The following is a 24,578-nucleotide window of genomic DNA, read 5'->3' as shown; positions in this document are numbered from 1 at the left end:
CTGAACAGCCCCATGGTCACGGGCGGTTACGTCTACTGTCCACTCTCCGTACCCGTACGCTGACCCTGCGTACCAGTGGCGGACCTGGTGGAACGCCGTTCGCGGCCGGTGGGATGTGCGGCATGAGAGCGACCCCCACACCACCCCCCACGCCAGAACCTCCCGTCACCGCACGCGTGTTCGCCCAGCGCGTCAGCTCCACCCCGCGGGGTGCCCGCCTGGCCCGGCACCTCGCGCTGCACCGCCTGGACACGTGGGGCATCCCGTACGGCTCGGCGCTGTCGGACAAGGCCGCGCTGCTGGTCGCGGAGCTGGCGGCGAACGCCGTGACGCACGGGCTGGTGCCGGGGCGGGACATCGAGGTGCTGCTGCGACTGGACGCGTACACGCTGCGGATCGACGTGTCCGACTGCCGGGGCGAGTGCCGGCCGACCGCACCGGAGCAGACGCCGGCGGTGGCCGAGAGCGGTCGCGGGCTGCTGCTCGTGGAGGCGCTGGCCGACCGGTGGGGCGTGTTCGACCGCGTACCCGTCGGCAAGACGGTCCGCGCGGAGGTGGACCTGCCGACCCGGTGAAGGCGTCGGGCCCTATTCGTCGTCCGCGGCGGCGGTCATCTCGACGTCGATCACGCCGTCGTCCTGGAAGAGTTCCGAGGCGAGCCCCGACGTGTCGTCCGGGCCCTCCAGTTGCAGCACCACCCGGGCGGCGCCCTCCGTGCGGCCCGGCAGCCGCTCGACCTTCACCTGCACGATGCGAAAGCCCCGCCGGGTGCACGTCTCCATCAGGCGGGGCAGCAGCGCCGTGCCGGTGAGATAGGTCAGCCGGGCCTCGACGGCGGAGGCCGCCGCGCCGGGCACGAGGCGGGAGGAGAGCAGGGGATAGCCGCGTACGACCAGGAAGTGCAGTGCGGTGGTGGCCAGCGCGAGCAGAGGCAGCCCACCGCCGCACGCCATGCCGATCGCGCAGGTCAGCCAGACGGTCGCCGCGGTGGTGAGACCCCGTACCGCGTCCCGCCGTACGAAGATCAGACCGCCGCCGATGAACCCGATGCCCGAGACGATCTGGGCCGCCACCCGGGACGGGTCGAAGGAGACGTTCTCCAGTCCGAGGACGGCGGTGAAGCCGTGCTGCGAGACCTCCATCATCAGCGCGCTCGCGATGCCCACCAGGGTGTGGGTCCGCAGTCCCGCGCTCTTCTGCTGGGCCGCCCGCTCCCAGCCGATCAGGCTCGACAGGACGAGGGCGAGACCCAGCTCGCCCAACTGCCGCAGACCCTGCCCGTTGTGGACGTCCCACCACGATGCCGCCAGCCACGTCATGCACACCTCCGGGCCACTTCCGCACCACCGCCGGTGCCCGGGCAAGACTGCCGCAAAACCGGCGGGTTCGAGCCGAAGCGCGCGCCGGGTGGGAGCCGACTGCGAAGACGCGGGGCTCGTTCGGCCGCGACATCTCGCACCTGCCCGGACGCTGTGGTCCGCTGGAGCACGGATGACGGCAGCCAGGCGCGGACGACGAGGAGCAGCATGAGCGGCGCACACCCCGGAACACCGGACGTCGTCGTGGTCGGTGCGGGTCTGGCGGGTCTGGCCTGCGCGCTGGACCTGTGCCGGGCCGGGCGGCGCGTGGCGCTCTTGGAGGCTTCCGACGGCGTGGGCGGCCGGATGCGCACGGACCGGCGCGACGGATACCTGCTGGACCGGGGGTTCCAGGTGTTCAACACCTCGTATCCGCAGGTCAAACGCCGACTGGACCTCAAGAGGCTGAGGCTGCGGCCGTTCACCCCGGGCGTTCTCGCGCACACGCCGGGCGGGCCCGTCCGCGTCGCCGACCCGACCAGGCGCCCGGAGTCGGCCCGGGCGCTGCTGCCGGGGCGGGTCTTCGGCGCGCGGGACCTGGCCGCGCTGGCGGCGCTCACCGCCGGGGACGCGCTGCTGCCGGCGGGCGTGCTCAAGCGGCGCGCCGACCGCTCCACCTCGGCGGCCCTGCGCCGGGCCGGGGTGTCGGACGCGGCGGTCGCGCACGTCCTGCGGCCGTTCCTGTCGGGCGTGTTCCTGGAGGACCGGCTGGAGACCTCCGCGCGCTTCTTCCACCTGGTCTGGCGGAGCATGGTCCGCGGGTCCCTCTGCCTGCCGGCCGACGGCATCGGGGCGGTACCGGCCCAGCTCGCCGAGGGGCTGCCGGACGGAGTGCTGCGGCTGGAGTCGCCGGTCCGCGAGATCACCCCCGCCGGAGTACTCCTGGAGGACGGCACCGAGACGCCGGCCGGGTCCGTCGTCGTCGCGACCGACGCGGCGACCGCGGGCCGCCTGCTGCCCGGCCTGAGCGCGCCCGAGGGGCGTACGGTCACCACGTACTACCATGCGACCGACCGGCCGCCGCTCGCCGAACCGACCCTCGTGGTGGACAGCGCCGGGACCGTCCTCAACACCTGCGTCCTGAGCCGGGTCGCCCCCACCTATGCGCCGCCGGGCACCGCCCTGGTCTCCACGAGCGTCCTGGGCGCCGACCGGCCCGGTACGGCCGGTACGGTGCTGCGGCGACTGGCCGAGCTGTACCGCACCCCGACGGGCGACTGGCGGCAGGTGGCCGCGTACACCGTCGAGGGCGCGCTGCCCGTGATGCGTCCGCCCTGGCCGCTGTGCCGCACCACCCGCCACGCCCCGGGCCGCCACGTGTGCGGAGACCACCGGGCGACGGGATCGGTGCAGGGCGCCCTGGCGTCCGGAACGCGCGCCGCGCGGGAGGTGCTCGCCGACCTCGCACGAGGCTGACGCCGAGCGGCGGCCGGGGCGGGCCGCGGTGGACGGGGCGGCGCCGGGTACCCGGCCCGCTACGCGCGGCCTGCGGCAACCCACGACGACCCGGGAACGGCTCCGCCCGGCCCGGCGACCCAGGAGGCATCCGTGGTGCACTGGCTCTTCGGCGATCAGCTCGGCCCGCACTTCCTCACCCCCGGCGAGGAGGGCCCCTCCCGGGACACCCCGCTGCTCATGATCGAGGCGCGTTCGGTTTTCCGAAGACGCCGCTTCCACCGGGCCAAGGCGCACCTCGTGCTGTCCGCCATGCGCCACCGGGCCGCCGAGCTGGGGGACCGCCTCACGTACGTGCGCGCCGACACCTACCGCGAGGGCCTGGAGCGGGCGGGGACCGGCCCGGTCACCGTGCACCACCCCACGTCGTACGCGGCCCTCCGCCTGGTCGAGGCCCTCCCGCGGGTGACGGTGCTGCCCGCGCGCGGCTTCCTGGTGCCCATGCCGGACTTCGCGGCCTGGGCGGACGGGCACGGCGGGAAGGGCCTGCGGCAGGAGGCCTTCTACCACTGGGTGCGGGGCGCGCACGGCTGGCTCATGGACGGCGACCGGCCGGCGGGCGGACGCTGGAACCTCGACCACGACAACCGGGAGCCCCCGCCCCGGGACGCCGACCGCCTCCCGGTGGGCCGCCCCTACCGGCCCCGCGAGGACGAGATCGACGACGAGGTCCGCCACGACCTGGACCGCTGGGAGCGGGACGGCGACGTGTCGTTCGTCGGGCGGGACGGACCGCGCCTCTTCCCGGCGACCCGCACCGAGGCCCGCGCGGCTCTGCGGCGCTTCGTCGACCGCCGGCTCGGCACGTTCGGCCCGTACGAGGACGCCATGCTCGCCGACGACCCGGTCATGAGCCACAGCCGGCTGTCCGCCGCGCTGAACCTGGGCCTGCTGGACCCCGCCGAGTGCGTCGAACGGGCCGAAGCCGCCTGGCGTGCCGGGAAGGCCCCGCTGAACAGCGTGGAGGGCTACATCCGGCAGGTCGCCGGCTGGCGGGAGTACGTGTGGCAGCTCTACTGGTACTTCGGTGACGCCTACCGGCACAGCAACGAGCTGCGGCACACCGCCCCGCTGCCCGACTGGTGGAACGACCTGGACGCGGACGCGGTGGAGGCCCGCTGCCTGAAGACCGTCCTCGCGCAGGTGCGGGACACAGGGGGGACGCACCACATTCCCCGGCTGATGATCCTGGGCAGCCACGCCCTCCAGCAGGGCTGGGACCCGGCGGCGGTCACGGACTGGTTCCACCGCTGCTTCGTGGACGGCTACGACTGGGTCATGGTCCCCAACGTCGTCGGCATGTCCCAGTACGCCGACGGGGGCCGGATGACCACCAAGCCCTACACGTCCGGCGGCGCCTACGTGAACCGGATGAGCGACCTGTGCGGCCCCTGCGCCTACCGGCCCGGCGACCGGACCGGCGAGCACGCCTGCCCGTACACCGCGGGCTACTGGGCCTTCCTCGACCGGCACCGGGCCCGGCTCGCCGGCAACCACCGCACCGCCCAGCCCGTGCGGCAGCTCGACCGCCTCGCCGACCTCGACGAGGTGCGCCGACAGGAACGCGCCCGGGGGGACGCACCGCCGTGACGTGACAGGCCGTCGGCACGGGCCCGGTCGCCACCCTGATTACTATGCTCGGCGGGGGTCCGCGGGGGCGTCGACGGGCGAGGCTCGCGACTCCGCTCCGCCGCGCCCCGGCCCGGCACCGCAAGGCCGGGGAGACGAATCACCTAGGGGAGAGTGTTGAGAGAGGTCACCGCCACCCGCTACATCGAGCCCCTGCGCTCCGGCGGCTCCGTGCCCGCCGTCGTCGAGGCCGACGATCTCGGTACGTACGTCCTGAAGTTCACCGGTTCCGCGCAGGGGCGCAAGGCGCTCGTCGCCGAGGTGATCGTCGGGGAGCTGGCGCGGGAGTTGGGCCTGCGGGTGCCGGAGCTGGTGCTCGCGCACTTCGACCCGGCGATCGCCGAGAGCGAGCCGCACCAGGAGGTGCGGGACCTGCTGCACGCCAGCGCGGGGCTCAACCTCGGCATGGACTACCTGTCGGGCGGCGCCGACTTCACGCCCGAGGTCGCCGAGGTGTTCCCGGTGGACTCCGGGGAGGCCGGGCGCGTCGTCTGGCTGGACGCCCTCACAGTGAACGTCGACCGCACCGTGCACAGCTCCAACCTGATGGTCTGGCCCACCCTCGGCACGGTGCCGCCGCGCCTGTGGCTGATCGACCACGGCGCGGCCCTCGTCTTCCACCACCGCTGGGAGGGCTCCGTACCGCAGAAGGCGTACGACTTCCGCCACCACGCCCTCGGCGGCTACGCGCCCGACGTCCGCGCCGCCGACGCCGACCTGGCCCCGAAGGTGACCGGGGAGCTGCTGCGGGAGGTGGTGGGCCGGGTGCCGGAGGCATGGCTGACCTGCGAGGCCGGGTTCGGCACACCGGAGGAGGTACGGGCCGCGTACGTCGGCCACCTGCACGCGCGCGTGCAGGCGTCGTCCGAGTGGCTGCCCACCGGCTTCCCGAGCCGCGCCGAACTGGCCGCCGAGAACGCCGCCCGTGCCGCGCGGACGCGGCGGGGCCGGCCGGACTGGCTCAAGCGGGTCCCCGACCTGCACGGCAGGCCGCCCGCCGAGCAGGACTGGTCCGCCCACCTGGGCTGAACACGGCTCCGCTGGGCTGAACACGGCTCCGCGCCCCCGGCGTTGTCCGGTGCCGGGGGCGCGGGAGGTGTCCGTACGGCGTCAGCCCTTGAGCTGCTCGTACGCCGGCAGCGTCAGGAAGTCGGCGTAGTCCTCGTCGAGCGACACCGTGAGCAGCAGGTCGTGGGCCTGCTGCCAGTTGCCGGCCGCGAAGGCCTCGTCGCCGATCTCCGCGCGGATGTTCGCCAGCTCCTCGGCGGCGACCTTGCGGGCCAGTTCGGCGGTGACCTGCTCGCCGTTGTCGAGGACGACCTCCGCGTTGATCCACTGCCAGATCTGCGAGCGGGAGATCTCGGCGGTGGCCGCGTCCTCCATGAGGTTGAAGATGGCGACCGCGCCGAGGCCGCGCAGCCACGCCTCGATGTAGCGGATGCCGACCTGGACCGCGTTGACCAGGCCCGCGTAGGTCGGGCTGGCGTCCAGGGAGTCGACGGCGATCAGGTCGGCCGCCGTGACGTGGACGTCCTCGCGCAGGCGGTCCTTCTGGTTCGGCTTGTCGCCGAGGACCTTGTCGAAGGACTCCAGGGCGATCGGGACCAGGTCGGGGTGGGCCACCCAGGAGCCGTCGAAGCCGTCGCCGGCCTCGCGGTCCTTGTCGGCGCGGACCTTCTCGAAGGCGACCTTGTTGACCTCGGCGTCCCGGCGCGAGGGGATGAACGCCGCCATGCCGCCGATCGCGTGCGCGCCGCGCTTGTGGCAGGTACGCACCAGGAGTTCGGTGTACGCCCGCATGAACGGGGCGGTCATCGTCACCGCGTTGCGGTCCGGCAGGACGAACTTGGCGCCGCCGTCGCGGAAGTTCTTCACGATGGAGAAGAGGTAGTCCCAGCGGCCGGCGTTCAGGCCGGAGGCGTGGTCGCGCAGCTCGTAGAGGATCTCCTCCATCTCGTACGCGGCCGTGATCGTCTCGATCAGGACGGTGGCGCGCACGGTGCCCTGCGGGATGCCGACGTAGTCCTGCGCGAAGACGAACACCTCGTTCCAGAGGCGGGCCTCCAGGTGCGACTCCGTCTTGGGGAGGTAGAAGTAGGGGCCCTTGCCCAGGTCGAGCAGGCGCCGGGCGTTGTGGAAGAAGTACAGGCCGAAGTCGACCAGGGCACCGGGGACCGGGCGGCCGTCGACCTGGAGGTGGCGCTCGTCGAGGTGCCAGCCGCGCGGGCGCACGACCGCCGTGGCCAGCTCCTCGGCCGGGCGCAGGGCGTACGACTTGCCGCTGCGCCCGTCGGTGAAGTCGATGGTCCGGGTGTACGCCGAGATCAGGTTGAGCTGACCGAGGATGACGTTCTCCCAGGTCGGGGCGGAGGCGTCCTCGAAGTCGGCGAGCCAGACCCTGGCGCCCGAGTTGAGGGCGTTGATGGTCATCTTGCGGTCGGTGGGACCGGTGATCTCGACCCGGCGGTCCTGCAGCGCGTCCGGCGCCGGGGCCACCTTCCAGGAGTCGTCCGCGCGGATCGCGGCGGTCTCCGGCAGGAAGTCGAGCGTGGAGGTGCGGGCGATCTCGGCGCGGCGCTCGGCGCGGCGGGCGAGGAGCTCGTCACGCCGGGGCGTGAACCGCCGGTGCAGCTCCGCCACGAAGGCGAGCGCCGCGTCGGTGAGGACCTCCTCCTGCCGGGGCAGGGGCTCGGCGTCGACGATGGCCAGCGGGGACGGCGCTGGTGCGGACATGAGCTGTCACTTCCTTCAGCGGTGGCACCGGGTGCCAGCGGGCACGTATGGGGCATTGCGCACCCGGTGCGCGGCCGGGTGCTTCTGGTCAGTGGATAGTAGTTTCCTTATCGTGGAACTTCAATCGTTTGTTGATGTCGAGATTCTCCGGATCGAGCGAAGGTGGCGCTGAGTGCCACCCCGTTCACTCGCAGTGGAACCCGGCGTTCAGGACCTCCTAGGGCTCAAGGTGGACCAGGTCGGCCTCGGTGTCGATGTCGTACGGCCGTGCCACGTCCCCGCACTCCACGAGGGCGATCTCCGCCTCGTGCTCCCTCAGGTACGCGCGTGCCCCCCGGTCCCCGGTGGCAGTCGCCGCGACCCCCGCCCAGTGGGCGGCGCCCAGCAGGACCGGGTGCCCGCGCACGCCCGCGTACGCCGCCGAGACGAGCGACCTCTCGTCGCGGTACCCCGAGCGCACCCGGGCCATCGCCGGTGCGCCGATGCCGGGCTGGTCCACCAGCGAGACCAGCGCGGCCCCCGCCCCCGTTCCCGTCCTCGTTCCGGGCCCCGTTCCGGACCTTGTCCCGGTCAGCGAGGCGAGCCCGGCCCGCAGTGACGAGCCCATGCCCTGCTCCCACTCCGGGTTGTCCACGAGGACGCAGCCGTCCAGCGCCGCCCGCGCGCGTACGTCATCGGCGCGCGCCCCCAGTACGACGTGCACGCGGGCGCAGCCGGCCGCGCGCAGCGCCGCGACCGCGTGTTCGACGAGTGGTTGTCCACGGTGTTCGAGGAGCGCCTTGGGGCGGCCGCCGAGCCGCCGGCCGCCCCCGGCGGCGAGCAGCAGCCCCACCACCGGGTCCGCCGCCTCGTCGTTCGCCCGGTCTTCGTTGTCGGTCATGCCTCCTGCATACCTGACGTGCCGCCAAACGCCCCGGCGTGCGCGGGATGAGACACCGATGAAAGGAGGCTGAATTTCCGTCCGCGTGGTGGCGCGTTGTGCGCGGGGTGGCGTTTACTGGCCCGCGTCCCCGGCGCCCGCCCGGCGCCACGGGGTGTGATGGGGGAGGGCTGCGTTGCGGAGCTTGGAACAGAGGCAGCAGGGACGGGCGGCCGTCGGCGACGACGACGTGCGGGTGACGGCGCTGCGGATCGCGGTGTCGCGGTTGCGCCGCCAACTCGCGGTGCTGCCCGTCGATTTCCCCGACCGGACGATCGCCGAGGACGAGCTGGCCGACCTCGCGGCGACGGCGGGGCGCGGAATCCCCGAGGTGCCGCGGCTGCGCCGCTCCCTGCTGCTGGTGGCCGGCGCGATCGGCTCCGTCAGCGCCCTCAAGCCGGGGCTGACGGAGGTGCGCAACGCCGTGGAGCTGTTCGGGGACCCGCCGCGCCGCTGAGTCCCTCCGCGGGGGTGCCGGGTCCCTTCACGGGGGTGCCGGGTCCCTCCGCGGGGGCGCCGGTTCAGGCGGCCGGCGTGCCGTTCGAGGCCAGCAGTTCCTGGGACAGCTCCGCCGCCACCTGCTGGAGCACCGGCACGATCCGGTCGGTCGCCGCCTCAGTGACGCGGCCCGCGGGGCCGGAGATCGAGATGGCCGCCGCGGTGGGGGAGTCCGGGACGGAGACCGCCAGGCAGCGGACGCCCAGCTCCTGCTCGTTGTCGTCGATCGCGTAGCCCTGGCGCCGCACGTCCTCCAGGGCCGCGACGAAGCCGTCCGGCGTGGTGATCGTCTTGTCCGTCGCGGCCGGCATGCCGGTGCGGGCCAGCAGGGCGCGCACCTCGTCCGCCGGGAAGTCCGCGAGAAGCGCCTTGCCGACACCGGTGGAGTGCGGCAGGACGCGTCGGCCGACCTCCGTGAACATGCGCATCGAGTGCTTGGACGGCACCTGGGCGACGTACACGATCTCGTCGCCGTCGAGCAGGGCCATGTTGGCCGTCTCGCCGGTCTCCTCGACCAGGCGGGCCAGGTGCGGGCGGGCCCACGTGCCCAGCAGGCGGGAGGCGGACTCGCCGAGCCGGATCAGCCGCGGGCCCAGCGCGTACCGGCGGTTGGGCTGCTGTCGGACGTATCCGCAGGCGACGAGGGTGCGCATCAGGCGGTGGATGGTCGGCAGCGGCAGCCCGCTGCTCGCCGACAGCTCGCTGAGGCCGACTTCGCCGCCCGCGTCCGCCATCCGTTCGAGCAGGTCGAAGGCGCGCTCCAATGACTGGACGCCGCCGGTGGCGGACCTGGCGGGGTCGGTGGTGCTGGCGCTGGACGACGGCACGGCACGTTCCTTTCGGGGCTGGCGGGAGAAAGAAGCGTACCCGGCGGCCGGTTGACTACCGGCTTGTACGTAGCTACGTTCTGCGTGTTGGAATTCTAATTCCGCTTTGTGGAAACGTCCAGAGTGTGACCGTCGGGCATGCCACCGCAAAGGGTGCCTCTTGACGGTCCGGAAGCGGAAGTGAAGACTCCTTCGACAGGAGGATTCAACAGAACGTTGAAATCTGGCGGCAGCGAGCAGAGAAGAGGATGCGGGTGTCCGAAGCTGAACTGGTGCTGCGTTCGACGCGGGTCGTCACACCCGACGGGATCCGCGCCGCGTCCGTCGCGGTGACCGGGGAGAAGATCACGGCCGTGCTGCCCCACGACACCCCCGTCCCGGCGGGCGCCCGGCTGGAGGACGTCGGCGACCACGTGGTCCTGCCCGGTCTCGTCGACACCCACGTGCACGTCAACGACCCCGGCCGCACCGAGTGGGAGGGCTTCTGGACCGCCACCCGCGCCGCGGCGGCCGGCGGCATCACCACCCTCGTCGACATGCCGCTCAACTCCATCCCGCCGACCACCACGGTCGACCACCTGCGCACCAAGCGCGCGGTCGCCGCCGACAAGGCCCACATCGACGTCGGGTTCTGGGGCGGCGCCCTGCCGGACAACGTCAAGGACCTGCGCCCGCTGCACGATGCCGGGGTCTTCGGCTTCAAGGCGTTCCTGTCGCCGTCCGGTGTGGACGAGTTCCCGCACCTCGACCAGGAGCAGCTCGCCCGGTCCCTCGCGGAGATCGCCGCCTTCGACGGCCTGCTGATCGTGCACGCCGAGGACCCGCACCACCTGGCCGCCGCCCCGCAGCAGGGCGGCCCCCGGTACAGCCACTTCCTCGCCAGCCGTCCGCGCGACGCCGAGGACACCGCCATCGCGGCCCTCCTCGCACAGGCGAAACGGTTCGACGCGCGGGTGCACGTGCTCCACCTGTCCTCCAGCGACGCCCTGCCGCTGATCGCCGAGGCCCGCGCCGACGGCGTACGCGTGACGGTCGAGACCTGCCCGCACTACCTCACCCTCACCGCCGAGGAAGTGCCGGACGGCGCAAGCGAGTTCAAGTGCTGTCCGCCGATCCGCGAGGCCGCCAACCAGGACCTGCTCTGGCAGGCGCTGGCGGACGGCACCGTCGACTGCGTGGTCACCGACCACTCCCCGTCCACCGTCGACCTGAAGACCGACGACTTCGCCACCGCCTGGGGCGGCATCGCCGGACTCCAGCTGAGCCTGCCGGCCATGTGGACCGCGGCCCGCGCCCGCGGCCTCGGCCTGGAGGACGTCGTGCGCTGGATGTCGGCGCGCACCGCCCGCCTCGTGGGGCTCGACGCCCGCAAGGGCGCCGTCGCGCCCGGCCACGACGCGGACTTCGCCGTCCTCGCCCCGGACGAGACCTTCACCGTCGACCCGGCCGCCCTCCAGCACCGCAACCGCGTCACCGCGTACGCGGGCAAGACCCTGTACGGCGTCGTGAAGTCCACCTGGCTGCGCGGCACGCGCATCGTGGCGGACGGCGCGTTCACCAAACCGAAGGGACAGCTCCTCGACCGGGCCTGACGCGCCCGGACCCCCTGAACCCAGTCCCTCCCGAACGACCCGAAAGGAACACCTGATCACCGTGACGGCCCAGCAGAACACCTCGTTGGCCAGCTTCACCGGCGACGCGCGCCCCTACGGAGGCGGTGACCCGTACGCGGACTACCGCACGGCCGACCTCCCCTTCACCCAGCACGCCAACCTCGCCGACCGGCGACTGGGCGCCGGTGTCGTCGCCGCCAACGACGAGTTCTTCGCCCAGCGCGAGAACCTGCTGGTGCCCGGGCGCGCCGAGTTCGACCCCGAGCACTTCGGCCACAAGGGCAAGATCATGGACGGCTGGGAGACCCGCCGCCGCCGCGGCGCCTCGGCCGGGGAGCCCTGGCCCACCGAGGACGACCACGACTGGGCGCTGATCCGCCTCGGCGCCCCCGGCGTGATCCGCGGCATCGTCGTCGACACCGCCCACTTCCGCGGCAACTACCCGCAGGCCGTCTCCGTCGAGGGCACCTCGCTCGACGGCTCCCCGTCGCCCGAGGAGCTGCTCGCCGACGACGTCAAGTGGACGACCCTCGTCCCGCGCACCGCCGTCGGCGGCCACGCCGCCAACGGCTTCGCCGTCCCGGCCGAGCAGCGCTTCACCCACCTGCGCCTGAAGCAGCACCCCGACGGCGGCATCGCCCGCCTGCGCGTGTACGGCGAGGTCGTGCCCGACCCGGCCTGGCTCACCGCCCTCGGCACCTTCGACGTGGTGGCCCTGGAGAACGGCGGCCGGGTCGAGGACGCCTCCGACCTCTTCTACTCGCCGGCCACCAACACCATCCAGCCGGGCCGCTCCCGCAAGATGGACGACGGCTGGGAGACCCGCCGCCGCCGCGACCGGGGCAACGACTGGATCCAGTACCGCCTGGTGGACCGCTCCCGCATCCGCGCCGTCGAGATCGACACGGCGTACCTCAAGGGCAACTCGGCCGGCTGGGCCTCGGTCTCCGTCAGGGACGGTGAGGGCGGCGCATGGCGCGAGGTGCTCCCGCGCACCCGGCTGCAGCCCGACACCAACCACCGCTTCGTCCTGCCCGAGGCGGCCGAGGGCACGCACGCGCGCGTGGACATCTTCCCCGACGGCGGCATCTCCCGGCTGCGCCTGTTCGGCTCCCTGACGGAGGACGGCGCCGCCCGGCTCGCCGCCCGCCACCAGGAACTGGGCGGCTGACCCGCCGCCCGCCGCCCGCCGGCTCCGCGGGGGCGCACCGGCCGGACAGCACCGGCGCGCCCCGCGGCGAGCGGCCGCCCGGGGAAGGTCGCGGGCGGTCGCGGGTGGCCGCGGCCGGTCGTGCAGAGGGCAGTCACGGCGCCGTTCGCGGAGCCACGGCGCGGTCCACATGGTCCACGACTTCGACGCGGCCACCGTCGCCGGGATCGGGATCGGGGACGACCGATTCGGGGTCGACGAGGTAGACCTCGTGGCCGGTCAGCGTCAGTCGCCGGACGATCTCCAGCAGCATGCGCCGTGCCACGTCGTCGATCGAGTGCACCCTTGTCAGGTCCAGAGCCACCCTGGTCTCCGCGGGCGGGGCGTCCACGACTTCCTTGACGACTCTCTCGGCTCCGGCGAAGCCGATGCCGCCCTGCAGTTCAAGGACCCTGAGTGCCTGCGGACCACTGCCGAGGACATGGCTGGAGCGCACGACGGAACGCGACGTGGCAGGCACCTCCATCACGTGCAGCCCCATGTCCGACGAGAGGCGTTCGAACAAGGACACGCCGCGGACGCTGTTGCCGTGGGCGTCCAGGCGCGGGGAGAACGTGGCGATGCCGATCTGCCCGGGGAGCGCGCCGATCAGACCCCCGGCGACCCCGCTCTTCGCCGGAATGCCGACCTGGGTCGCCCAGTCACCGGCGGCGTCGTACATGCCGCAGCTGAACATGACGCTCAGCACCTGGCGCACCACGGGTTCCGGCACCACCTGCTCACCCGTCAGAGGGTTCTTCCCGCGGTTGGCCAGCGTCGCGGCCATCATGGCCAGATCCCTCGTGGTGACGAGCACGGCGCACTGGCGGGTGTAACCCTCCACGACGGCTCCCGCGTCCTCGGTGAGGACGTCGTGGCTGCGGAGCATGTGCGCGATGGCGAGGTTGCGGTGGGCGTGCTCCATCTCGGAGGCGCACACCGCCTCGTCCGTTCTCAGCCGACGGCCCGCGAACGCCGAGAGGCCCTGGAGCACGTGCTCCACCCGCTCGCCCGGGTCCAGGTCCTTGGCGCCGGCCAGCGAGTGGACGGTGATCGCGCCGGCGTTGATCATGGGATTGAGGGGCCGTCCGGTACCGCTCTCCAGGGAGATCTCGTTGAAGGCCTCTCCGGACGGCTCGACACCGACCTTGGCGAGTACGGGGTCGAATCCCCGATCGGCCAGGGCCAGTGCGTAGGCGAACGGCTTGGAGACCGACTGGATGGTGAACTCGACGTCGATGTCGCCGACGCCGTAGACCTCGCCGTCCGTCATGGCCAGGGCCACGCCGAGACGCTCGGGGTCCGCCGCCGCCAGTTCGGGGATGTACCCCGCCGGCTCTCCGGAGGTGTCCGACTCGACATCTCCCAGTACTTCGGCCAGATAGTCGGGAATGATGGGCCGCATTCGTCCTCCATGAGGGAGATGTCCTCACGCCGTGTTCCGCACTGCCTGCCATGGTTTACATGTCAACTAAAACATCGTGGCATGGCGCCGGGGGTACTCGGGTGATGCAGGGAGATTCCGGCCCGGTCGTGTCGCGCCCGGTCAGTCCGGCTGCTTCTCCATGTGGTCCAGGACGCGCTGGGAGAGGCGGCCGAGCGTGCTGAGCTGGTGGGGGGTCAGGGCGTCGACGAACAGGCGGCGCACGTGCTCGACGTGCTGGGGCGCGGCCTCCTCGATGGCCTTGTAGCCGGCCGGGGTGGCGACGACGAAGGCTCCGCGCCCGTCGTCGGGGCATTCCTCCCTGGCCACGAGTCCGCGCTTCGCCATCCGCGTGACCTGGTGGGACATGCGGCTCTTCTCCCACTCCACGAGCTTGGCCAGATCCAGGAAACGCAGCCGTCCGCCGCCCCGTTCGGTGAGGCTGACGAGCACGATGTAGTCGGCGGCCGACATCGAGGAGTCGGCCTGTATGCGTCGGGACAGCCGTCCGATGAGGGTCTCCTGCATGCGGATGAAGCTGTCCCAGGCGGCCTTCTGCTCCGGGTCGAGCCACCGCGGCTGTGCGTCCATGGGGTCAGTCTAACGAAATCGTTGACAGCTCATCTAGTGGTGACGGTGCCGAGGCCCGCGGTGCACCCGCACTCTTCACGCCTTCATCAAGTTGATGCATCAACTTGGCGGGACTAGGCTGACGTCCCCCGGCGGATCCCGCCGGGCAGGGCGGGAACGAACCCCACGAGGAGGACTCATGACGGTCGAAGTGAGCGACGTGCCCGAGGCGAAGCGCTACGAGGCCCGGGTCGACGGAGGGCCCGAGGTGGCGGGCGTCGCGGAGTACATCCGTACGGCGGAACTCGTCGCCTTCGTGCACACCGAGGTCGGGCCGGAGTACGAGGGTGCGGGAGTCGGGTCGGCGCTGGTCCGCACGGCCCTGGACGAGGCCCGCGCCGCCCGTCTGCGGGTGCTGGCCACCTGCCCCTTCTTCGCGGGCTGGATCGCCAGGCACCCCGAGTACCAGGACCTGCTGTACCAGTCCCGGAGTCAGGTCAGCGACTGAAGGCTCCAGGGGGTTCAGTTCCCTTGCGCGGCGGGGGACGGCCGTACCGGGTGCTTGCTCATGACCGACACGCGGTTGAACGCGTTGATGGTGATCGCCACCCAGATCGCGGCCGATATCTGCGCCTCGGAGAGGACCCGCCGGGCCTCCTCGTAGGCGGACGTCTGGGCCGCGGCGTCCGCCGGCTCGGTCGTGGCCTCCGCGAGCGCCAGGGCCGCACGCTCCTCGGGAGTGAACAGGCCGGTGTCCCGCCATGCGTGCAGGACGCCGAGTCTCCGCGGTGATTCACCGGCGCGCAGGGCCGCCCCGGTGTGCACGTCCAGGCAGTAGGCGCAGCCGTTGAGTTGCGACACCCGGAGGTTGATCAGCTCCACCGCGGTCCGGTCGAGTCCGGCCTCGGCGGCCGTCGTCCGGACCGCCTCCGAGACCTGCACCAGCGCGTGGAAGGCCTTGGGGCTCTGCTTGTCGATGAAGACCCTGCGGGATGGGGGACTGTCGAGGTGGTCGTTCACGTCGGGGCCTCCTTCGGGCCACGCTCGCGGTGGCCTCCTGTGTCCGTGCGGGTGCTGTGGCCATCGGCCTGCCCTCGTGGCATCCTAGTTGATGCGACAACCAGATCGAGCGGGAGGTGCTCTCGGTGAGCAACACGGAAACCGGTGCCGCGGCTCTGCGCTGCGGTGCGCCCGTAGAGGGCGACCGGCCGCCCGGGGCCGCCCGGGTCGACGTCCTGTCGGCGCGTGAGGTCCCCCTGGGCGGCCCGCGGGCGATGCGCGTGCGGCGGACGCTGCCCCAGCGGTTGCGCTCGCTCATCGGTGCCTGGTGCTTCGCCGACCACTACGGCCCGCACGAGGTCGCCGCACTGGGCGGAATGAACATGCCCCCGCATCCGCACACCGGACTGCAGACGGTGAGCTGGCTGTTCAGCGGAGAGATCGAGCATCGCGACACCCTCGGCACCCACGCCCTGATCCGGCCCGGCGAGATGAACCTCATGACCGGCGGACACGGCATCGCCCACTCGGAGGTCTCCACCCCGGACACCACCGTCATCCACGGCGTCCAGCTGTGGGTCGCGCTGCCCGAGGAACACCGCGGCGCCGCCCGGGACTTCCAGCACTACGTGCCCGAACCCGCGCGGGTCGACGGGGCCGAGATCAGGGTGTTCCTGGGTTCCCTCGCCGGCCGGACCTCCCCGGTCCGGGGCTTCACGCCGCTGCTCGGCGCCGAGATCGTCGTCGAACCGCACGGGACGCTCGCCCTTCCCGTGGACGCGACGTTCGAGCACGGCCTCCTCGTGGACAGGGGGGACGTCCGCCTGCTCGACACCGTGCTGCGGCCCGCCGAACTCGGCTACGTCCCCCGCGGCGCGGACGTCCTGACGGTCGCCAACGAGACCGACGCCCCGGCGCGGCTCGTCCTCCTCGGAGGGCCGCCCTTCGGTGAGGAGATCGTCATGTGGTGGAACTTCGTCGGCCGCAGTCACGAGGACATCGTGCGGGCCCGCGAGGACTGGGAAGCCTCCACCGACCGCTTCGGCGTCATCGGGGACCACCCCGGAGGCCGCCTTCCCGCCCCGGCTCTGCCGAACGCCGTCCTCACGCCGCGCCGCAACCCGCCGACCCGCTGAACCCCCCGACGAAAGGCACACCATGAGCGAGTCCTCCAGCACCACGGTCGTCGAACGGGTGGACGCCGAGCGCCGGTACGAGATCCTGGTCGACGGAGAACGCGCCGGACTGACCGCCTACCGCGATCTGGGCGCGCAGCGGGTCTTCTTCCACACGGAGGTCGACGAGGCGTTCGCCGGCCGGGGGCTGGCCCCGCAGCTGGTCCAGCAGGCGCTCGCCGACGTGCGTGCGTCCGGCATGCGGATCGTCCCGGTCTGCCCCTACGTCGCCAAGTTCCTCAAGCGGCACGACGAGTTCGCGGACATCACCGACCCCGTCACGCCCGAGGTGCTGCGCTGGCTGAAGGCGCAGCTCGACTGAGCGTCCCGTTCGGGGGGCGTGCGCCTGGCCGTCAATGATCCTTCCCCGCCCTTTGGAGCAGCCTCGCGACCGATTGGTTGACGTATCAACCAGTGTCGCTAATATAGGTGACACGTCATCAACTTGAGTGACTGAGCGGCCCGTTGCCGATGTCTCTGAGCATCGCGGTCACAGCGGATACGCATACCGGGAGAGGGATCACCATGAGCAACGGAACGAAGTCCGGACTGCAGGCGCTGCTGACGCCCGAGCAGAGCGTCGTCGTCCTGATCGACCACCAGCCGTTCCAGTTCGCCAACCTGAACAGCCACGAGCCCACGATGATCGTGAACAACGCCGTCGGCCTCGCCAAGGCCGCCAAGGGGTTCGGTGTGCCGACCATCCTGACGACCGTGCTGGAGGAACGCGGCGGCTACCTCATCAAGGGGCTGCAGGACGTGTTTCCGGACCAGAAGCCGATCAACCGCACGCTCGTCAACACCTGGCAGGACGAGCGCGTCGTCGACGCCGTCAAGGCGACCGGCCGCAAGAAGCTGATCATCGCCGGTCTCTGGACGGAGGTCTGCGTCGCGATGCCCGCGATACAGGCGGCGGGCGAGGGCTTCGACGTCTACGTCGTCACCGACGCCTCGGGCGGTGCCTCGGAGGAGAGCCACGACATGGCCGTGCGGCGCATGATCCAGGCGGGCGTCGTGCCCATCACCTGGCTGGCCGTGATGAGTGAGTGGCAGCGCGACTACGCCCGCGAGGAGACCATCCCGGCCCTGGCCGAGGTGCTGGCGGAGCACGGGGGCGCCACCGGTGTCGCCTTCGCCTGGGAGACGCAGCTGCTCGCCACCGGCCGGACCGGCGCCGACGCCTGACAGGGATCAGTAAGGGGGGAGAGGCGGCGGGCCGGGGGTGCTGGGCCGGGGGGCGTCGGACCGGAATTCGCCGGTCCGGGGCCCGTCGGTGCGGGATCGCCGACCCGGGTGAGGCCGGTGCCCTCAGTGGACGCCGGCCGGATGCCGGCCGGTGGGGGCGCCGGGAAGCTCGGCGGGCCGTACGGGCCTGCGCTCGCGGCGGGAGAGGTCGCAGGCCTCGGCGATCCGCAGGGCCTGCAGCGCCTCGCGCCCGTCGCACGGGTTGGGCCGCTCGCCCCGTACGACCTGTACGAACGTGGCCAGCTCCGCCTCGTAGGCGGGCCCGAAGCGTTCCACGAAGCCCGTCCACGGCTTGTCCGCGGCCGGCGGCCCGGTCGGTTCGGTCGACGCGATCGGCGTACGGTCGTCCAGGCCCACGACGATCTGGTCCAGCTCCCCGGCCAGCTCCATGCGCACGTCGTACCCCGCCCCGTTCAGCCGCGTCCCCGTCACCGTGGCCAGCGTGCCGTCGTCCAGGGTGAGCAGGGCCGTGCCGGTGTCCACGTCGTCCGCCGCCCGGAACATCGGCGGCCCGGCGTCGGACCCGGCGGCGTACACGTCGACGACCTCCCGGCCGGTCACCCAGCGCAGGACGTCGAAGTCGTGGATGAGCGTGTCCCGGTAGAGGCCGCCGGACTGCGGCAGGTACTCGGCCGGTGGCGGCGTCTGGTCACTGGTCACCGCGCGGACGGTGTGCAGCCGGCCCAGCCGCCCGGACCGCACCGCCTCCCGCGCGCCCGTGTAGCCGGTGTCGAAGCGGCGCTGGAACCCCATCTGCAGGATCGTGCCCGCGCTCTCCACCTCGGCGATCGCCTGTAAGGTCCCGGGCAGATCGAGAGCTATCGGCTTCTCGCAGAACACGGGCAGCCCCGAGCGCGCCGCCCGGCCGATCAGCTCGGCGTGGGCCGGCGTCGCCGTGGTGATCACCACCGCGTCCACTCCCCACTGGAAGATCTCGTCCACTCCGGGCGCCGCGGTCTCGCCCAGACGGTGGGCCAGGTCCTGGGCCCGGGAGAGGTCGGCGTCCGTGAGGATCAGTGATCCGACGTCGCGATGGCGGCTGAGCGTGTTGGCGTGAACGGTGCCGATGCGGCCCGTACCGATGACCCCGATGCGCATGGAATCAAAGTGGGCTCACAGCCCGCGCACTGTCAATCCGTATGTCCGGACAATCGGACCGCGCAACTTCCCGTCGTCAGTGCGCGGAGCTACGCTCGGCGCGTGCCGAAACCAGAAGTGGACCCGACCGTGTCGCTGGACCTCAGCGTGGATCGCGGCAGCCCCGTGCCGCTGTACTTCCAGCTGTCGCAGCAACTGGAGGTCGCGATCGAGCACGGCGCACTGACACCCGGCAGCCTTCTGGGCAACGAGATCGAGCTGGCCGCGCGGCTCGGTCTGTCCCGGCCCACCGTCCGGCAGGCCATCCAGTCACTGGTCGACAAGGGCCTCCTGGTGCGCCGCCGGGGCGTGGGCACCCAGGTCGTGCACAGCAAGGTCAGGCGCCCGCTGGAACTCAGCAGCCTCTTCGACGACCTGGAGGCGGCAGGGCAGCGTCCGGCCACGAAGGTCCTGGTCAACACCGTCGTCCCGGCCACCGCGGAGGTCGCCGCCGCGCTCTCGGTGGCCGAGGACAGCGACGTGCACCGCGTCGAACGGCTGCGGCTGACGCACGGCGAACCGATGGCGTACATGTGCAACTACCTGCCGCCCGGCCTCCTCGACCTGGACACCGGGCAACTGGAGGCCACCGGCCTGTACCGGCTCATGCGTGCCGTCGGCATCACCCTGCACAGCGCCCGCCAGACCATCGGCGCCCGCGCCGCCACCGCCGACGAGGCCGACCGGCTCGGCGAGGACGAGGGCGCCCCGCTGCTCACCATGGAGCGCGCGACGTTCGACGACACGGGACGCGCCGTCGAGTTCGGGACGCACACCTACCGGCCGTCCCGCTACTCCTTCGAGTTCCAGCTGCTCGTACGGTCCTGACGGGCTCGGCCCGCACCGACCGGCGTCCGTACTGGTGAGGTGCTCGGCCAGGCCGGCCGGTGTCTGCGGCTCAGCCGAGTGGTCGCCCGCGCCGTGCGGGTTTCTCGCCATGTCCGGACAATGTGACCCGTGACCGGTCCCCGGAAGCACGCGCTCCGCTTGTGTGTCGGACAATGGGGCGTTTGGGATCCGCGGATCCCGGCCGGGCGCCGGGCGCCCGGCGCGCACAGCACGGCACAGCAAGAAGGGCACGGCCTCGTGGCACGGTTTCGGACATGGGTGGGCATCGCACTGGCAGGGGCACTGTCGGTGTCCCTGGCCGGCTGCAGCAGTACCGGCGGCAAGCGCGCCGAGGACGCCCGCAAGGCCGCGTCGGCCCAGGGGAAGGCGGCGGTGAACACGCCGCGCTGGACCTTCGCGATGATCACTCACTCGGGTGACGGAGACACCTTCTGGGACATCGTCCAGAGCGGTGCCGAGCAGGCCGCCGTCAAGGACAACATCAACTTCCTCTACTCCCACGACGACGAGGCCCAGCAGCAGGCCCAGCTCGTGGACGCGGCCATCGACAAGAGGGTCGACGGCATCGTGGTCACGCTCGCCAAGCCCGACGCGATGAAGTCCGCGCTGGCCCGCGCGCGGAAGGCCGGTATCCCGGTGATCACCGTGAACTCCGGGTCCGAGGAGTCCAAGGCGTTCGGCGCCCTCACCCACGTCGGCCAGGACGAGTCGATCGCGGGCGAGGCGGTCGGCGACGAGCTGAACCAGCGAGGCCGCAAGCAGGCCCTGTGCGTCCTGCACGAGCAGGGCAACGTCGGCCACGAGCAGCGCTGCGACGGGGTCGAGAAGTCCTTCGACGGCAAGGTCCAGCGGCTCTACGTCAACGGCACCAGCATGCCGGACGTGCAGTCCGCCATCGAGGCCAAGCTCCAGACCGACAAGTCCGTCGACGCCGTGGTCACCCTCGGCGCCCCCTACGCCGACACCGCGGTCAAGGCCAAGCAGGGCGCGGGCAGCGAGGCCGAGGTCGACACCTTCGACCTCAACGCCAAGGTGGCCGCCGGACTGGCGGACGGCACCCTCGGCTTCGCCGTCGACCAGCAGCCCTACCTCCAGGGGTACGAGGCCGTGGACCTGCTGTGGCTGAACAAGTACAACGCCGACGTCCTCGGCGGCGGCCGGCCGGTGCTCACCGGACCCGAGATCGTCACCAAGGACGACGCCGACGCGCTGGCCGACTACACCAAGCGGGGCACGCGATGAGCGCCACGCGGGCGAGAGACGCTGACGAAAGGATTCTGCAGGCCTCTCCGCTGCGGAAACTCATGGGCCGCCCCGAGCTGGGCTCCGTCGTCGGCGCGATCGCGGTCTTCGTGTTCTTCGTCTTCTTCGCCGACAGCTTCCTGCGGGCCTCCAGCCTCAGCACGGTGCTCTACGCCGCCTCCACGATCGGCATCATGGCGGTCCCGGTGGCACTGCTGATGATCGGCGGCGAGTTCGACCTGTCCGCGGGCGTCATGGTGACGTCGTCGGCCCTGGTGTCGTCGATGTTCAGCTATCAGGCGACCGCGAACGTCTGGGTCGGCGTCGGCGTGTCGCTGCTGGTCACCCTGGCGATCGGCGCCTTCAACGGCTTCATGCTCACCCGCACGAAACTCCCCAGCTTCATCATCACGCTGGGCACCTTCCTGATGCTGACCGGCCTGAACCTCGGCTTCACCAAGCTCGTGGGCGGCACCGTCTCCACCAAGTCGATCGCCGACATGGAGGGCTTCCCGTCCGCCCGCGACGTCTTCGCCTCCACGATCACCGTCGGCGGCGTCGGCTTCAAGGTCACCATCCTGTGGTGGCTCGCCCTGGTCGCCGTCGCCAGCTGGATCCTGCTGCGCACCCGCGCCGGCAACTGGATCCTCGCGGTCGGCGGCAACAAGGACGCCGCCCGCGCGGTGGGCGTCCCGGTCACCAGAACCAAGATCGGCCTCTACATGGGAGTGGCTCTCGGCGCCTGGATCTCCGGCCAGCACCTGCTCTTCTCCTACGACGTCGTCCAGTCCGGCGAGGGCGTCGGCAACGAGCTGATCTACATCATCGCCGCCGTCATCGGCGGCTGCCTGATCACCGGCGGCTACGGCAGCGCCGTCGGCTCGGCGGTCGGCGCCCTCATCTTCGGCATGACCAGCAAGGGCATCGTCTTCGCCGAGTGGAACCCCGACTGGTTCAAGTTCTTCCTCGGAGCGATGCTGCTCCTCGCGACCCTGCTGAATGCCTGGGTCCGCAAGCGCGCGGAGGCCACCAAGTGACGCAGCCCGAGAACGCCGCACCGCGCGGGGGCAGCCGTACGCCGCTCGTCGAGCTGTCCGGCGTCAGCAAGAACTACGGCAACGTCCGCGCCCTCGAAGGCGTGTCCCTGGAGGTGTACGCCGGCGACGTCACCTGCGTGCTGGGCGACAACGGTGCGGGCAAGTCGACGCTCATCAAGATCATCGCGGGTCTGCACCAGCACGACGGCGGCACCCTCGCCCTGGGCGGCGAGGAGACCCGCCTCTCCTCCCCGCGCGAGGCCCTGGACCGCGGCATCGCCACCGTCTACCAGGATCTCGCCGTCGTCCCGCTCATGCCGGTCTGGCGCAACTTCTTCCTCGGCTCCGAGCCGCGCAAGGGCAGGGGGCCGTTCCGGCGCATGGACGTCGAGCACATGCGCCGCACCACCCACGCGGAACTCCTGCGCATGGGCATCGACCTGCGCGACGTCGACCAGCCCATCGGCACCCTCTCCGGCGGCGAGCGCCAGTGCGTGGCCATCGCCCGCGCGGTGCACTTCGGCGCGAAGGTCCTGGTGCTCGACGAGCCGACGGCGGCCCTGGGTGTGAAGCAGTCGGGAGTCGTCCTGAAGTACGTCGCGGCCGCCCGCGACCAGGGTCTGGGCGTCGTCCTCATCACCCACAACCCCCACCACGCGTACCTGGTGGGCGACCGGTTCGTCCTGCTGAAACGCGGCACCATGACGGGCGCCTACACCCGCGAGGGCATCACGCTGGACGAGCTCACCGGGCAGATGGCGGGCGGGAACGAGCTGGACGATCTACGCCATGAACTGCGGCGCCGATAAGGGGCGCGGGGAACGGTGCGCGTAACCACGGCGCACCCGCGCCCGGCAACGAACCGGTCACACCACCCCCTGTCCCATTCGGCACCCGGCGGAGCCGTGCGGCACAATCGCACCCGATGAGCACCTACCGCGACTTCACCGCCCCCATCGGATCCCGCCGTGCCCCGGTCCTGCGCACCGTGGGCACGAGGGAACGCCGCTCGCACCTGACGGCACCCCGCGTGCCGACGGTCGGCATCGACATCGGCGGCACGAAAGTCATGGCGGGAGTCGTGGACGCCGACGGGAACATCCTGGAACGGCTCCGCACCGAGACCCCGGACAAGTCCAAGAGCCCCAAGGTCGTCGAGGACACCATCGTCGAGCTGGTCCTGGACCTCTCCGACCGGCACGACGTGCACGCCGTCGGCATCGGCGCGGCCGGCTGGGTCGACGCCGACCGCAACCGCGTGCTGTTCGCCCCCCACCTGTCCTGGCGCAACGAACCGCTGCGCGACCGCCTCGCCGGCCGCCTCGCCGTCCCGGTCCTGGTGGACAACGACGCCAACTCCGCCGCCTGGGCCGAGTGGCGCTTCGGCGCCGGCCGCGACGAGGACCACCTCGTCATGATCACGCTGGGCACCGGCATCGGCGGCGCCATCCTGGAGGGCGGCCAGGTCAAGCGGGGCAAGTACGGGGTCGCCGGCGAGTTCGGGCACATGCAGGTGGTGCCCGGCGGCCACCGCTGCCCCTGCGGCAACCGCGGCTGCTGGGAGCAGTACAGCTCCGGCAACGCCCTGGTCAGGGAGGCCCGCGAGCTGGCCGCCGCCGACTCGCCGGTGGCGTACGGCATCATCGAGCACGTCAAGGGCAGCATCGGCGACATCACCGGACCGATGATCACCGAGCTGGCCCGCGAGGGCGACGCCATGTGCGTCGAGCTGCTCCAGGACATCGGCCAGTGGCTCGGCGTCGGCATCGCCAACCTCGCCGCGGCCCTCGACCCGTCCTGCTTCGTCATCGGCGGCGGGGTCAGCGCCGCCGACGACCTGCTGATCGGCCCCGCGCGCGACGCCTTCAAGCGCCAGCTCACCGGCCGCGGCTACCGTCCCGAGGCCCGCATCGTCCGCGCCCAGCTCGGCCCCGACGCCGGCATGGTGGGCGCCGCCGACCTGGCCCGGCTGGTCGCCCGCCGGTTCCGCCGGGCCAAGCGGCGCCGGGTGGAGCGCTACGAGCGGTACGAGCGGTACGCCGAGGCCCGCCGCACGCCCGGGGAGTCGCTGTGACGGAGATCCTGCCGCACCAGGCGCCGTCCCCGGAGGAGTCCGGGCCCCCGGGCGAGGACCGCCGGCACATGATCCGCCGGCGCGCGCTCACCCTGATCACCATCGTGCTGCTCATCGGCGTCCCCGCCGGCTACCTCGCGATCTCCGCGGGCCAGAGCCGCGACAGCGGCCGGGACAAGGAGGCGAAGTACGCGGCGACCGGCATGACCAGGGGCTGGCCGTCCAAACTCCAGCGCCGCATCTACGAGGTGCCGGTCCCGGTGCCCGCCGACAAGATCGCGTACTACGAGACCAACAACTGGAAGACCAGCCGGCTCTACGTCCAGTTCGAGACCACCGCCGCCGGACTGGACGTCTTCCTGGCCGGTCTGGACCTCGACCGGGACGCGCTGCAGAAGGACAAGGTCACCATCAGCGACCGGGCCCAGCGGGTCACCGGCTGGAAGTTCCGCGAGTCCAGCACCTGGTGGGGCGTCGTCAACGAGCAGTCGGACCCGGCGCCGACCCAGGACATCGTGGTGGACCTGGACAACCCGGACTATCCGATGGTGTACCTCGTCTCGCACACGGTTCCCTGACCCGCAGGACCTGCAGGACCCGCACCGG

At 72.0% G+C, this 24,578-nt stretch carries 25 protein-coding genes; 17 read left to right on the top strand and 8 right to left on the bottom strand.

From position 1 onward, the window contains the following. Positions 1-122: 122 nt before the first annotated feature. Positions 123-575: an ATP-binding protein gene (locus tag IG94_RS0112155; RefSeq protein WP_031034538.1), complete on the top strand. Its 453-nt coding sequence runs from the start codon at positions 123-125 to the stop codon at positions 573-575. A gap of 12 nt (positions 576-587) precedes the next feature. Here the strand turns inward: IG94_RS0112155 and IG94_RS0112150 are convergent, their stop codons facing one another. Continuing rightward, the gene (locus IG94_RS0112150) at positions 588-1,319 is read right to left on the bottom strand and encodes an MgtC/SapB family protein (RefSeq protein WP_031034536.1); all 732 of its coding nucleotides are present in this window, start codon (positions 1,317-1,319) and stop codon (positions 588-590) included. Positions 1,320-1,526: 207 nt separating this feature from the next. Between IG94_RS0112150 and IG94_RS0112145 the strand changes: the two genes are divergently transcribed. The 3 genes from IG94_RS0112145 to IG94_RS0112135 all read left to right on the top strand — a co-directional run bounded on the left by IG94_RS0112145 (position 1,527) and on the right by IG94_RS0112135 (position 5,471). Beyond that, the gene (locus IG94_RS0112145; RefSeq protein ID WP_031034532.1) at positions 1,527-2,774 is read left to right on the top strand and encodes an NAD(P)/FAD-dependent oxidoreductase; all 1,248 of its coding nucleotides are present in this window, start codon (positions 1,527-1,529) and stop codon (positions 2,772-2,774) included. A 135-nt stretch (positions 2,775-2,909) separates the two neighbouring features. Beyond that, positions 2,910-4,403: a cryptochrome/photolyase family protein gene (locus tag IG94_RS0112140; RefSeq protein WP_031034530.1), complete on the top strand. Its 1,494-nt coding sequence runs from the start codon at positions 2,910-2,912 to the stop codon at positions 4,401-4,403. Between the two features lie 153 nt (positions 4,404-4,556). Beyond that, complete coding sequence (locus IG94_RS0112135) at positions 4,557-5,471, top strand: HipA family kinase (protein WP_031034527.1); 915 nt, start codon at positions 4,557-4,559, stop codon at positions 5,469-5,471. Positions 5,472-5,552: 81 nt separating this feature from the next. Here IG94_RS0112135 and aceB read toward each other — a convergent pair whose 3' ends face one another. Together aceB and IG94_RS0112125 are read right to left on the bottom strand one after the other, a co-directional pair. Then, on the bottom strand, positions 5,553-7,175 hold the full coding sequence (aceB, locus tag IG94_RS0112130; protein ID WP_031034525.1) for a malate synthase A: 1,623 nt from the start codon (positions 7,173-7,175) through the stop codon (positions 5,553-5,555). Positions 7,176-7,392: 217 nt separating this feature from the next. After that, complete coding sequence (locus IG94_RS0112125; RefSeq protein ID WP_031034523.1) at positions 7,393-8,055, bottom strand: nucleotidyltransferase family protein; 663 nt, start codon at positions 8,053-8,055, stop codon at positions 7,393-7,395. 175 nt (positions 8,056-8,230) lie between these two features. Here IG94_RS0112125 and IG94_RS0112120 point away from each other — a divergent pair, with 175 nt between their 5' ends. Next, positions 8,231-8,551, top strand: a complete 321-nt coding sequence (locus tag IG94_RS0112120; protein ID WP_051159974.1) for a DUF5955 family protein — start codon at positions 8,231-8,233, stop codon at positions 8,549-8,551. Positions 8,552-8,615: 64 nt separating this feature from the next. Here IG94_RS0112120 and allR read toward each other — a convergent pair whose 3' ends face one another. Continuing rightward, the gene (allR, locus tag IG94_RS0112115; protein ID WP_031034518.1) at positions 8,616-9,419 is read right to left on the bottom strand and encodes an allantoin degradation transcriptional regulator AllR; all 804 of its coding nucleotides are present in this window, start codon (positions 9,417-9,419) and stop codon (positions 8,616-8,618) included. A gap of 254 nt (positions 9,420-9,673) precedes the next feature. Here allR and allB point away from each other — a divergent pair, with 254 nt between their 5' ends. Both allB and alc read left to right on the top strand, forming a co-directional pair. Next, the gene (gene allB, locus IG94_RS0112110) at positions 9,674-11,011 is read left to right on the top strand and encodes an allantoinase AllB (RefSeq protein WP_031034516.1); all 1,338 of its coding nucleotides are present in this window, start codon (positions 9,674-9,676) and stop codon (positions 11,009-11,011) included. A gap of 61 nt (positions 11,012-11,072) precedes the next feature. Further along, positions 11,073-12,203 carry an allantoicase gene (alc, locus tag IG94_RS0112105; RefSeq protein ID WP_031034514.1) on the top strand — a complete coding sequence of 377 codons (1,131 nt, stop codon included), beginning with the start codon at positions 11,073-11,075 and terminating at the stop codon, positions 12,201-12,203. 133 nt (positions 12,204-12,336) lie between these two features. On the opposite strand, the gene IG94_RS0112100 is transcribed toward alc, so the two are convergent. Beyond that, on the bottom strand, positions 12,337-13,626 hold the full coding sequence (locus IG94_RS0112100) for a glutaminase (RefSeq protein ID WP_031034510.1): 1,290 nt from the start codon (positions 13,624-13,626) through the stop codon (positions 12,337-12,339). 141 nt (positions 13,627-13,767) lie between these two features. Then, complete coding sequence (locus tag IG94_RS0112095; RefSeq protein ID WP_031034508.1) at positions 13,768-14,235, bottom strand: MarR family winged helix-turn-helix transcriptional regulator; 468 nt, start codon at positions 14,233-14,235, stop codon at positions 13,768-13,770. A 178-nt stretch (positions 14,236-14,413) separates the two neighbouring features. On the opposite strand from IG94_RS0112095, the gene IG94_RS0112090 reads away from it, so the two are divergent. After that, positions 14,414-14,722, top strand: coding sequence for a GNAT family N-acetyltransferase (locus tag IG94_RS0112090; protein ID WP_031034506.1), 309 nt, complete (start codon positions 14,414-14,416; stop codon positions 14,720-14,722). A gap of 14 nt (positions 14,723-14,736) precedes the next feature. Here IG94_RS0112090 and IG94_RS0112085 read toward each other — a convergent pair whose 3' ends face one another. Continuing rightward, the gene (locus IG94_RS0112085) at positions 14,737-15,234 is read right to left on the bottom strand and encodes a carboxymuconolactone decarboxylase family protein (protein WP_031034503.1); all 498 of its coding nucleotides are present in this window, start codon (positions 15,232-15,234) and stop codon (positions 14,737-14,739) included. Positions 15,235-15,359: 125 nt separating this feature from the next. Between IG94_RS0112085 and IG94_RS0112080 the strand changes: the two genes are divergently transcribed. The 3 genes from IG94_RS0112080 to IG94_RS0112070 all read left to right on the top strand — a co-directional run bounded on the left by IG94_RS0112080 (position 15,360) and on the right by IG94_RS0112070 (position 17,573). After that, positions 15,360-16,349, top strand: a complete 990-nt coding sequence (locus IG94_RS0112080) for a pirin family protein (protein ID WP_031034499.1) — start codon at positions 15,360-15,362, stop codon at positions 16,347-16,349. Positions 16,350-16,371: 22 nt separating this feature from the next. Continuing rightward, positions 16,372-16,710 (top strand): GNAT family N-acetyltransferase, encoded by a 339-nt coding sequence (locus IG94_RS0112075; RefSeq protein ID WP_031034498.1) that lies wholly within the window; start codon positions 16,372-16,374, stop codon positions 16,708-16,710. 203 nt (positions 16,711-16,913) lie between these two features. Then, positions 16,914-17,573: a hydrolase gene (locus IG94_RS0112070; RefSeq protein ID WP_031034496.1), complete on the top strand. Its 660-nt coding sequence runs from the start codon at positions 16,914-16,916 to the stop codon at positions 17,571-17,573. Positions 17,574-17,696: 123 nt separating this feature from the next. Here the strand turns inward: IG94_RS0112070 and IG94_RS0112065 are convergent, their stop codons facing one another. Continuing rightward, the gene (locus IG94_RS0112065; protein ID WP_031034494.1) at positions 17,697-18,731 is read right to left on the bottom strand and encodes a Gfo/Idh/MocA family protein; all 1,035 of its coding nucleotides are present in this window, start codon (positions 18,729-18,731) and stop codon (positions 17,697-17,699) included. Between the two features lie 129 nt (positions 18,732-18,860). Between IG94_RS0112065 and IG94_RS0112060 the strand changes: the two genes are divergently transcribed. The 6 genes from IG94_RS0112060 to IG94_RS0112035 all read left to right on the top strand — a co-directional run bounded on the left by IG94_RS0112060 (position 18,861) and on the right by IG94_RS0112035 (position 24,550). Then, positions 18,861-19,598 carry a GntR family transcriptional regulator gene (locus IG94_RS0112060; RefSeq protein ID WP_107060526.1) on the top strand — a complete coding sequence of 246 codons (738 nt, stop codon included), beginning with the start codon at positions 18,861-18,863 and terminating at the stop codon, positions 19,596-19,598. Positions 19,599-19,856: 258 nt separating this feature from the next. After that, on the top strand, positions 19,857-20,861 hold the full coding sequence (locus tag IG94_RS0112055) for a sugar ABC transporter substrate-binding protein (RefSeq protein WP_031034490.1): 1,005 nt from the start codon (positions 19,857-19,859) through the stop codon (positions 20,859-20,861). Continuing rightward, complete coding sequence (locus IG94_RS0112050; protein WP_031034488.1) at positions 20,858-21,898, top strand: ABC transporter permease; 1,041 nt, start codon at positions 20,858-20,860, stop codon at positions 21,896-21,898. The genes IG94_RS0112055 and IG94_RS0112050 overlap by 4 nt, the downstream gene beginning before the upstream one ends. Then, positions 21,895-22,707 carry an ATP-binding cassette domain-containing protein gene (locus tag IG94_RS0112045; protein ID WP_031034486.1) on the top strand — a complete coding sequence of 271 codons (813 nt, stop codon included), beginning with the start codon at positions 21,895-21,897 and terminating at the stop codon, positions 22,705-22,707. The genes IG94_RS0112050 and IG94_RS0112045 overlap by 4 nt, the downstream gene beginning before the upstream one ends. Positions 22,708-22,823: 116 nt before the next feature. Further along, on the top strand, positions 22,824-23,972 hold the full coding sequence (locus IG94_RS0112040) for an ROK family glucokinase (RefSeq protein ID WP_031034483.1): 1,149 nt from the start codon (positions 22,824-22,826) through the stop codon (positions 23,970-23,972). Further along, positions 23,969-24,550: a hypothetical protein gene (locus tag IG94_RS0112035; protein WP_031034481.1), complete on the top strand. Its 582-nt coding sequence runs from the start codon at positions 23,969-23,971 to the stop codon at positions 24,548-24,550. The genes IG94_RS0112040 and IG94_RS0112035 overlap by 4 nt, the downstream gene beginning before the upstream one ends. Positions 24,551-24,578 lie beyond the last annotated feature (28 nt).

The sequence above is a fragment of the Streptomyces olivaceus genome, assembly GCF_000721235.1.
Classification (GTDB): Bacteria; Actinomycetota; Actinomycetes; order Streptomycetales; family Streptomycetaceae; genus Streptomyces; species Streptomyces olivaceus.
This window is presented reverse-complemented; position numbering and strand designations above follow the sequence as displayed.

What these genes read in the sequence shown, in the direction of transcription:
- IG94_RS0112150 (WP_031034536.1), bottom strand. Translation starts at nt 1,319, where the DNA reads ATGACGTGGCTGGCGGCATCGTGGTGGGACGTCCACAACGGGCAGGGT.
- IG94_RS0112145 (WP_031034532.1), top strand. Translation starts at nt 1,527, where the DNA reads ATGAGCGGCGCACACCCCGGAACACCGGACGTCGTCGTGGTCGGTGCG.
- IG94_RS0112065 (WP_031034494.1), bottom strand. Translation starts at nt 18,731, where the DNA reads ATGCGCATCGGGGTCATCGGTACGGGCCGCATCGGCACCGTTCACGCC.
- IG94_RS0112075 (WP_031034498.1), top strand. Translation starts at nt 16,372, where the DNA reads ATGAGCGAGTCCTCCAGCACCACGGTCGTCGAACGGGTGGACGCCGAG.
- aceB (WP_031034525.1), bottom strand. Translation starts at nt 7,175, where the DNA reads ATGTCCGCACCAGCGCCGTCCCCGCTGGCCATCGTCGACGCCGAGCCC.
- IG94_RS0112050 (WP_031034488.1), top strand. Translation starts at nt 20,858, where the DNA reads ATGAGCGCCACGCGGGCGAGAGACGCTGACGAAAGGATTCTGCAGGCC.
- IG94_RS0112095 (WP_031034508.1), bottom strand. Translation starts at nt 14,235, where the DNA reads ATGGACGCACAGCCGCGGTGGCTCGACCCGGAGCAGAAGGCCGCCTGG.
- IG94_RS0112100 (WP_031034510.1), bottom strand. Translation starts at nt 13,626, where the DNA reads ATGCGGCCCATCATTCCCGACTATCTGGCCGAAGTACTGGGAGATGTC.
- IG94_RS0112155 (WP_031034538.1), top strand. Translation starts at nt 123, where the DNA reads ATGAGAGCGACCCCCACACCACCCCCCACGCCAGAACCTCCCGTCACC.
- IG94_RS0112125 (WP_031034523.1), bottom strand. Translation starts at nt 8,055, where the DNA reads ATGACCGACAACGAAGACCGGGCGAACGACGAGGCGGCGGACCCGGTG.
- IG94_RS0112070 (WP_031034496.1), top strand. Translation starts at nt 16,914, where the DNA reads ATGAGCAACGGAACGAAGTCCGGACTGCAGGCGCTGCTGACGCCCGAG.
- IG94_RS0112040 (WP_031034483.1), top strand. Translation starts at nt 22,824, where the DNA reads ATGAGCACCTACCGCGACTTCACCGCCCCCATCGGATCCCGCCGTGCC.
- IG94_RS0112090 (WP_031034506.1), top strand. Translation starts at nt 14,414, where the DNA reads ATGACGGTCGAAGTGAGCGACGTGCCCGAGGCGAAGCGCTACGAGGCC.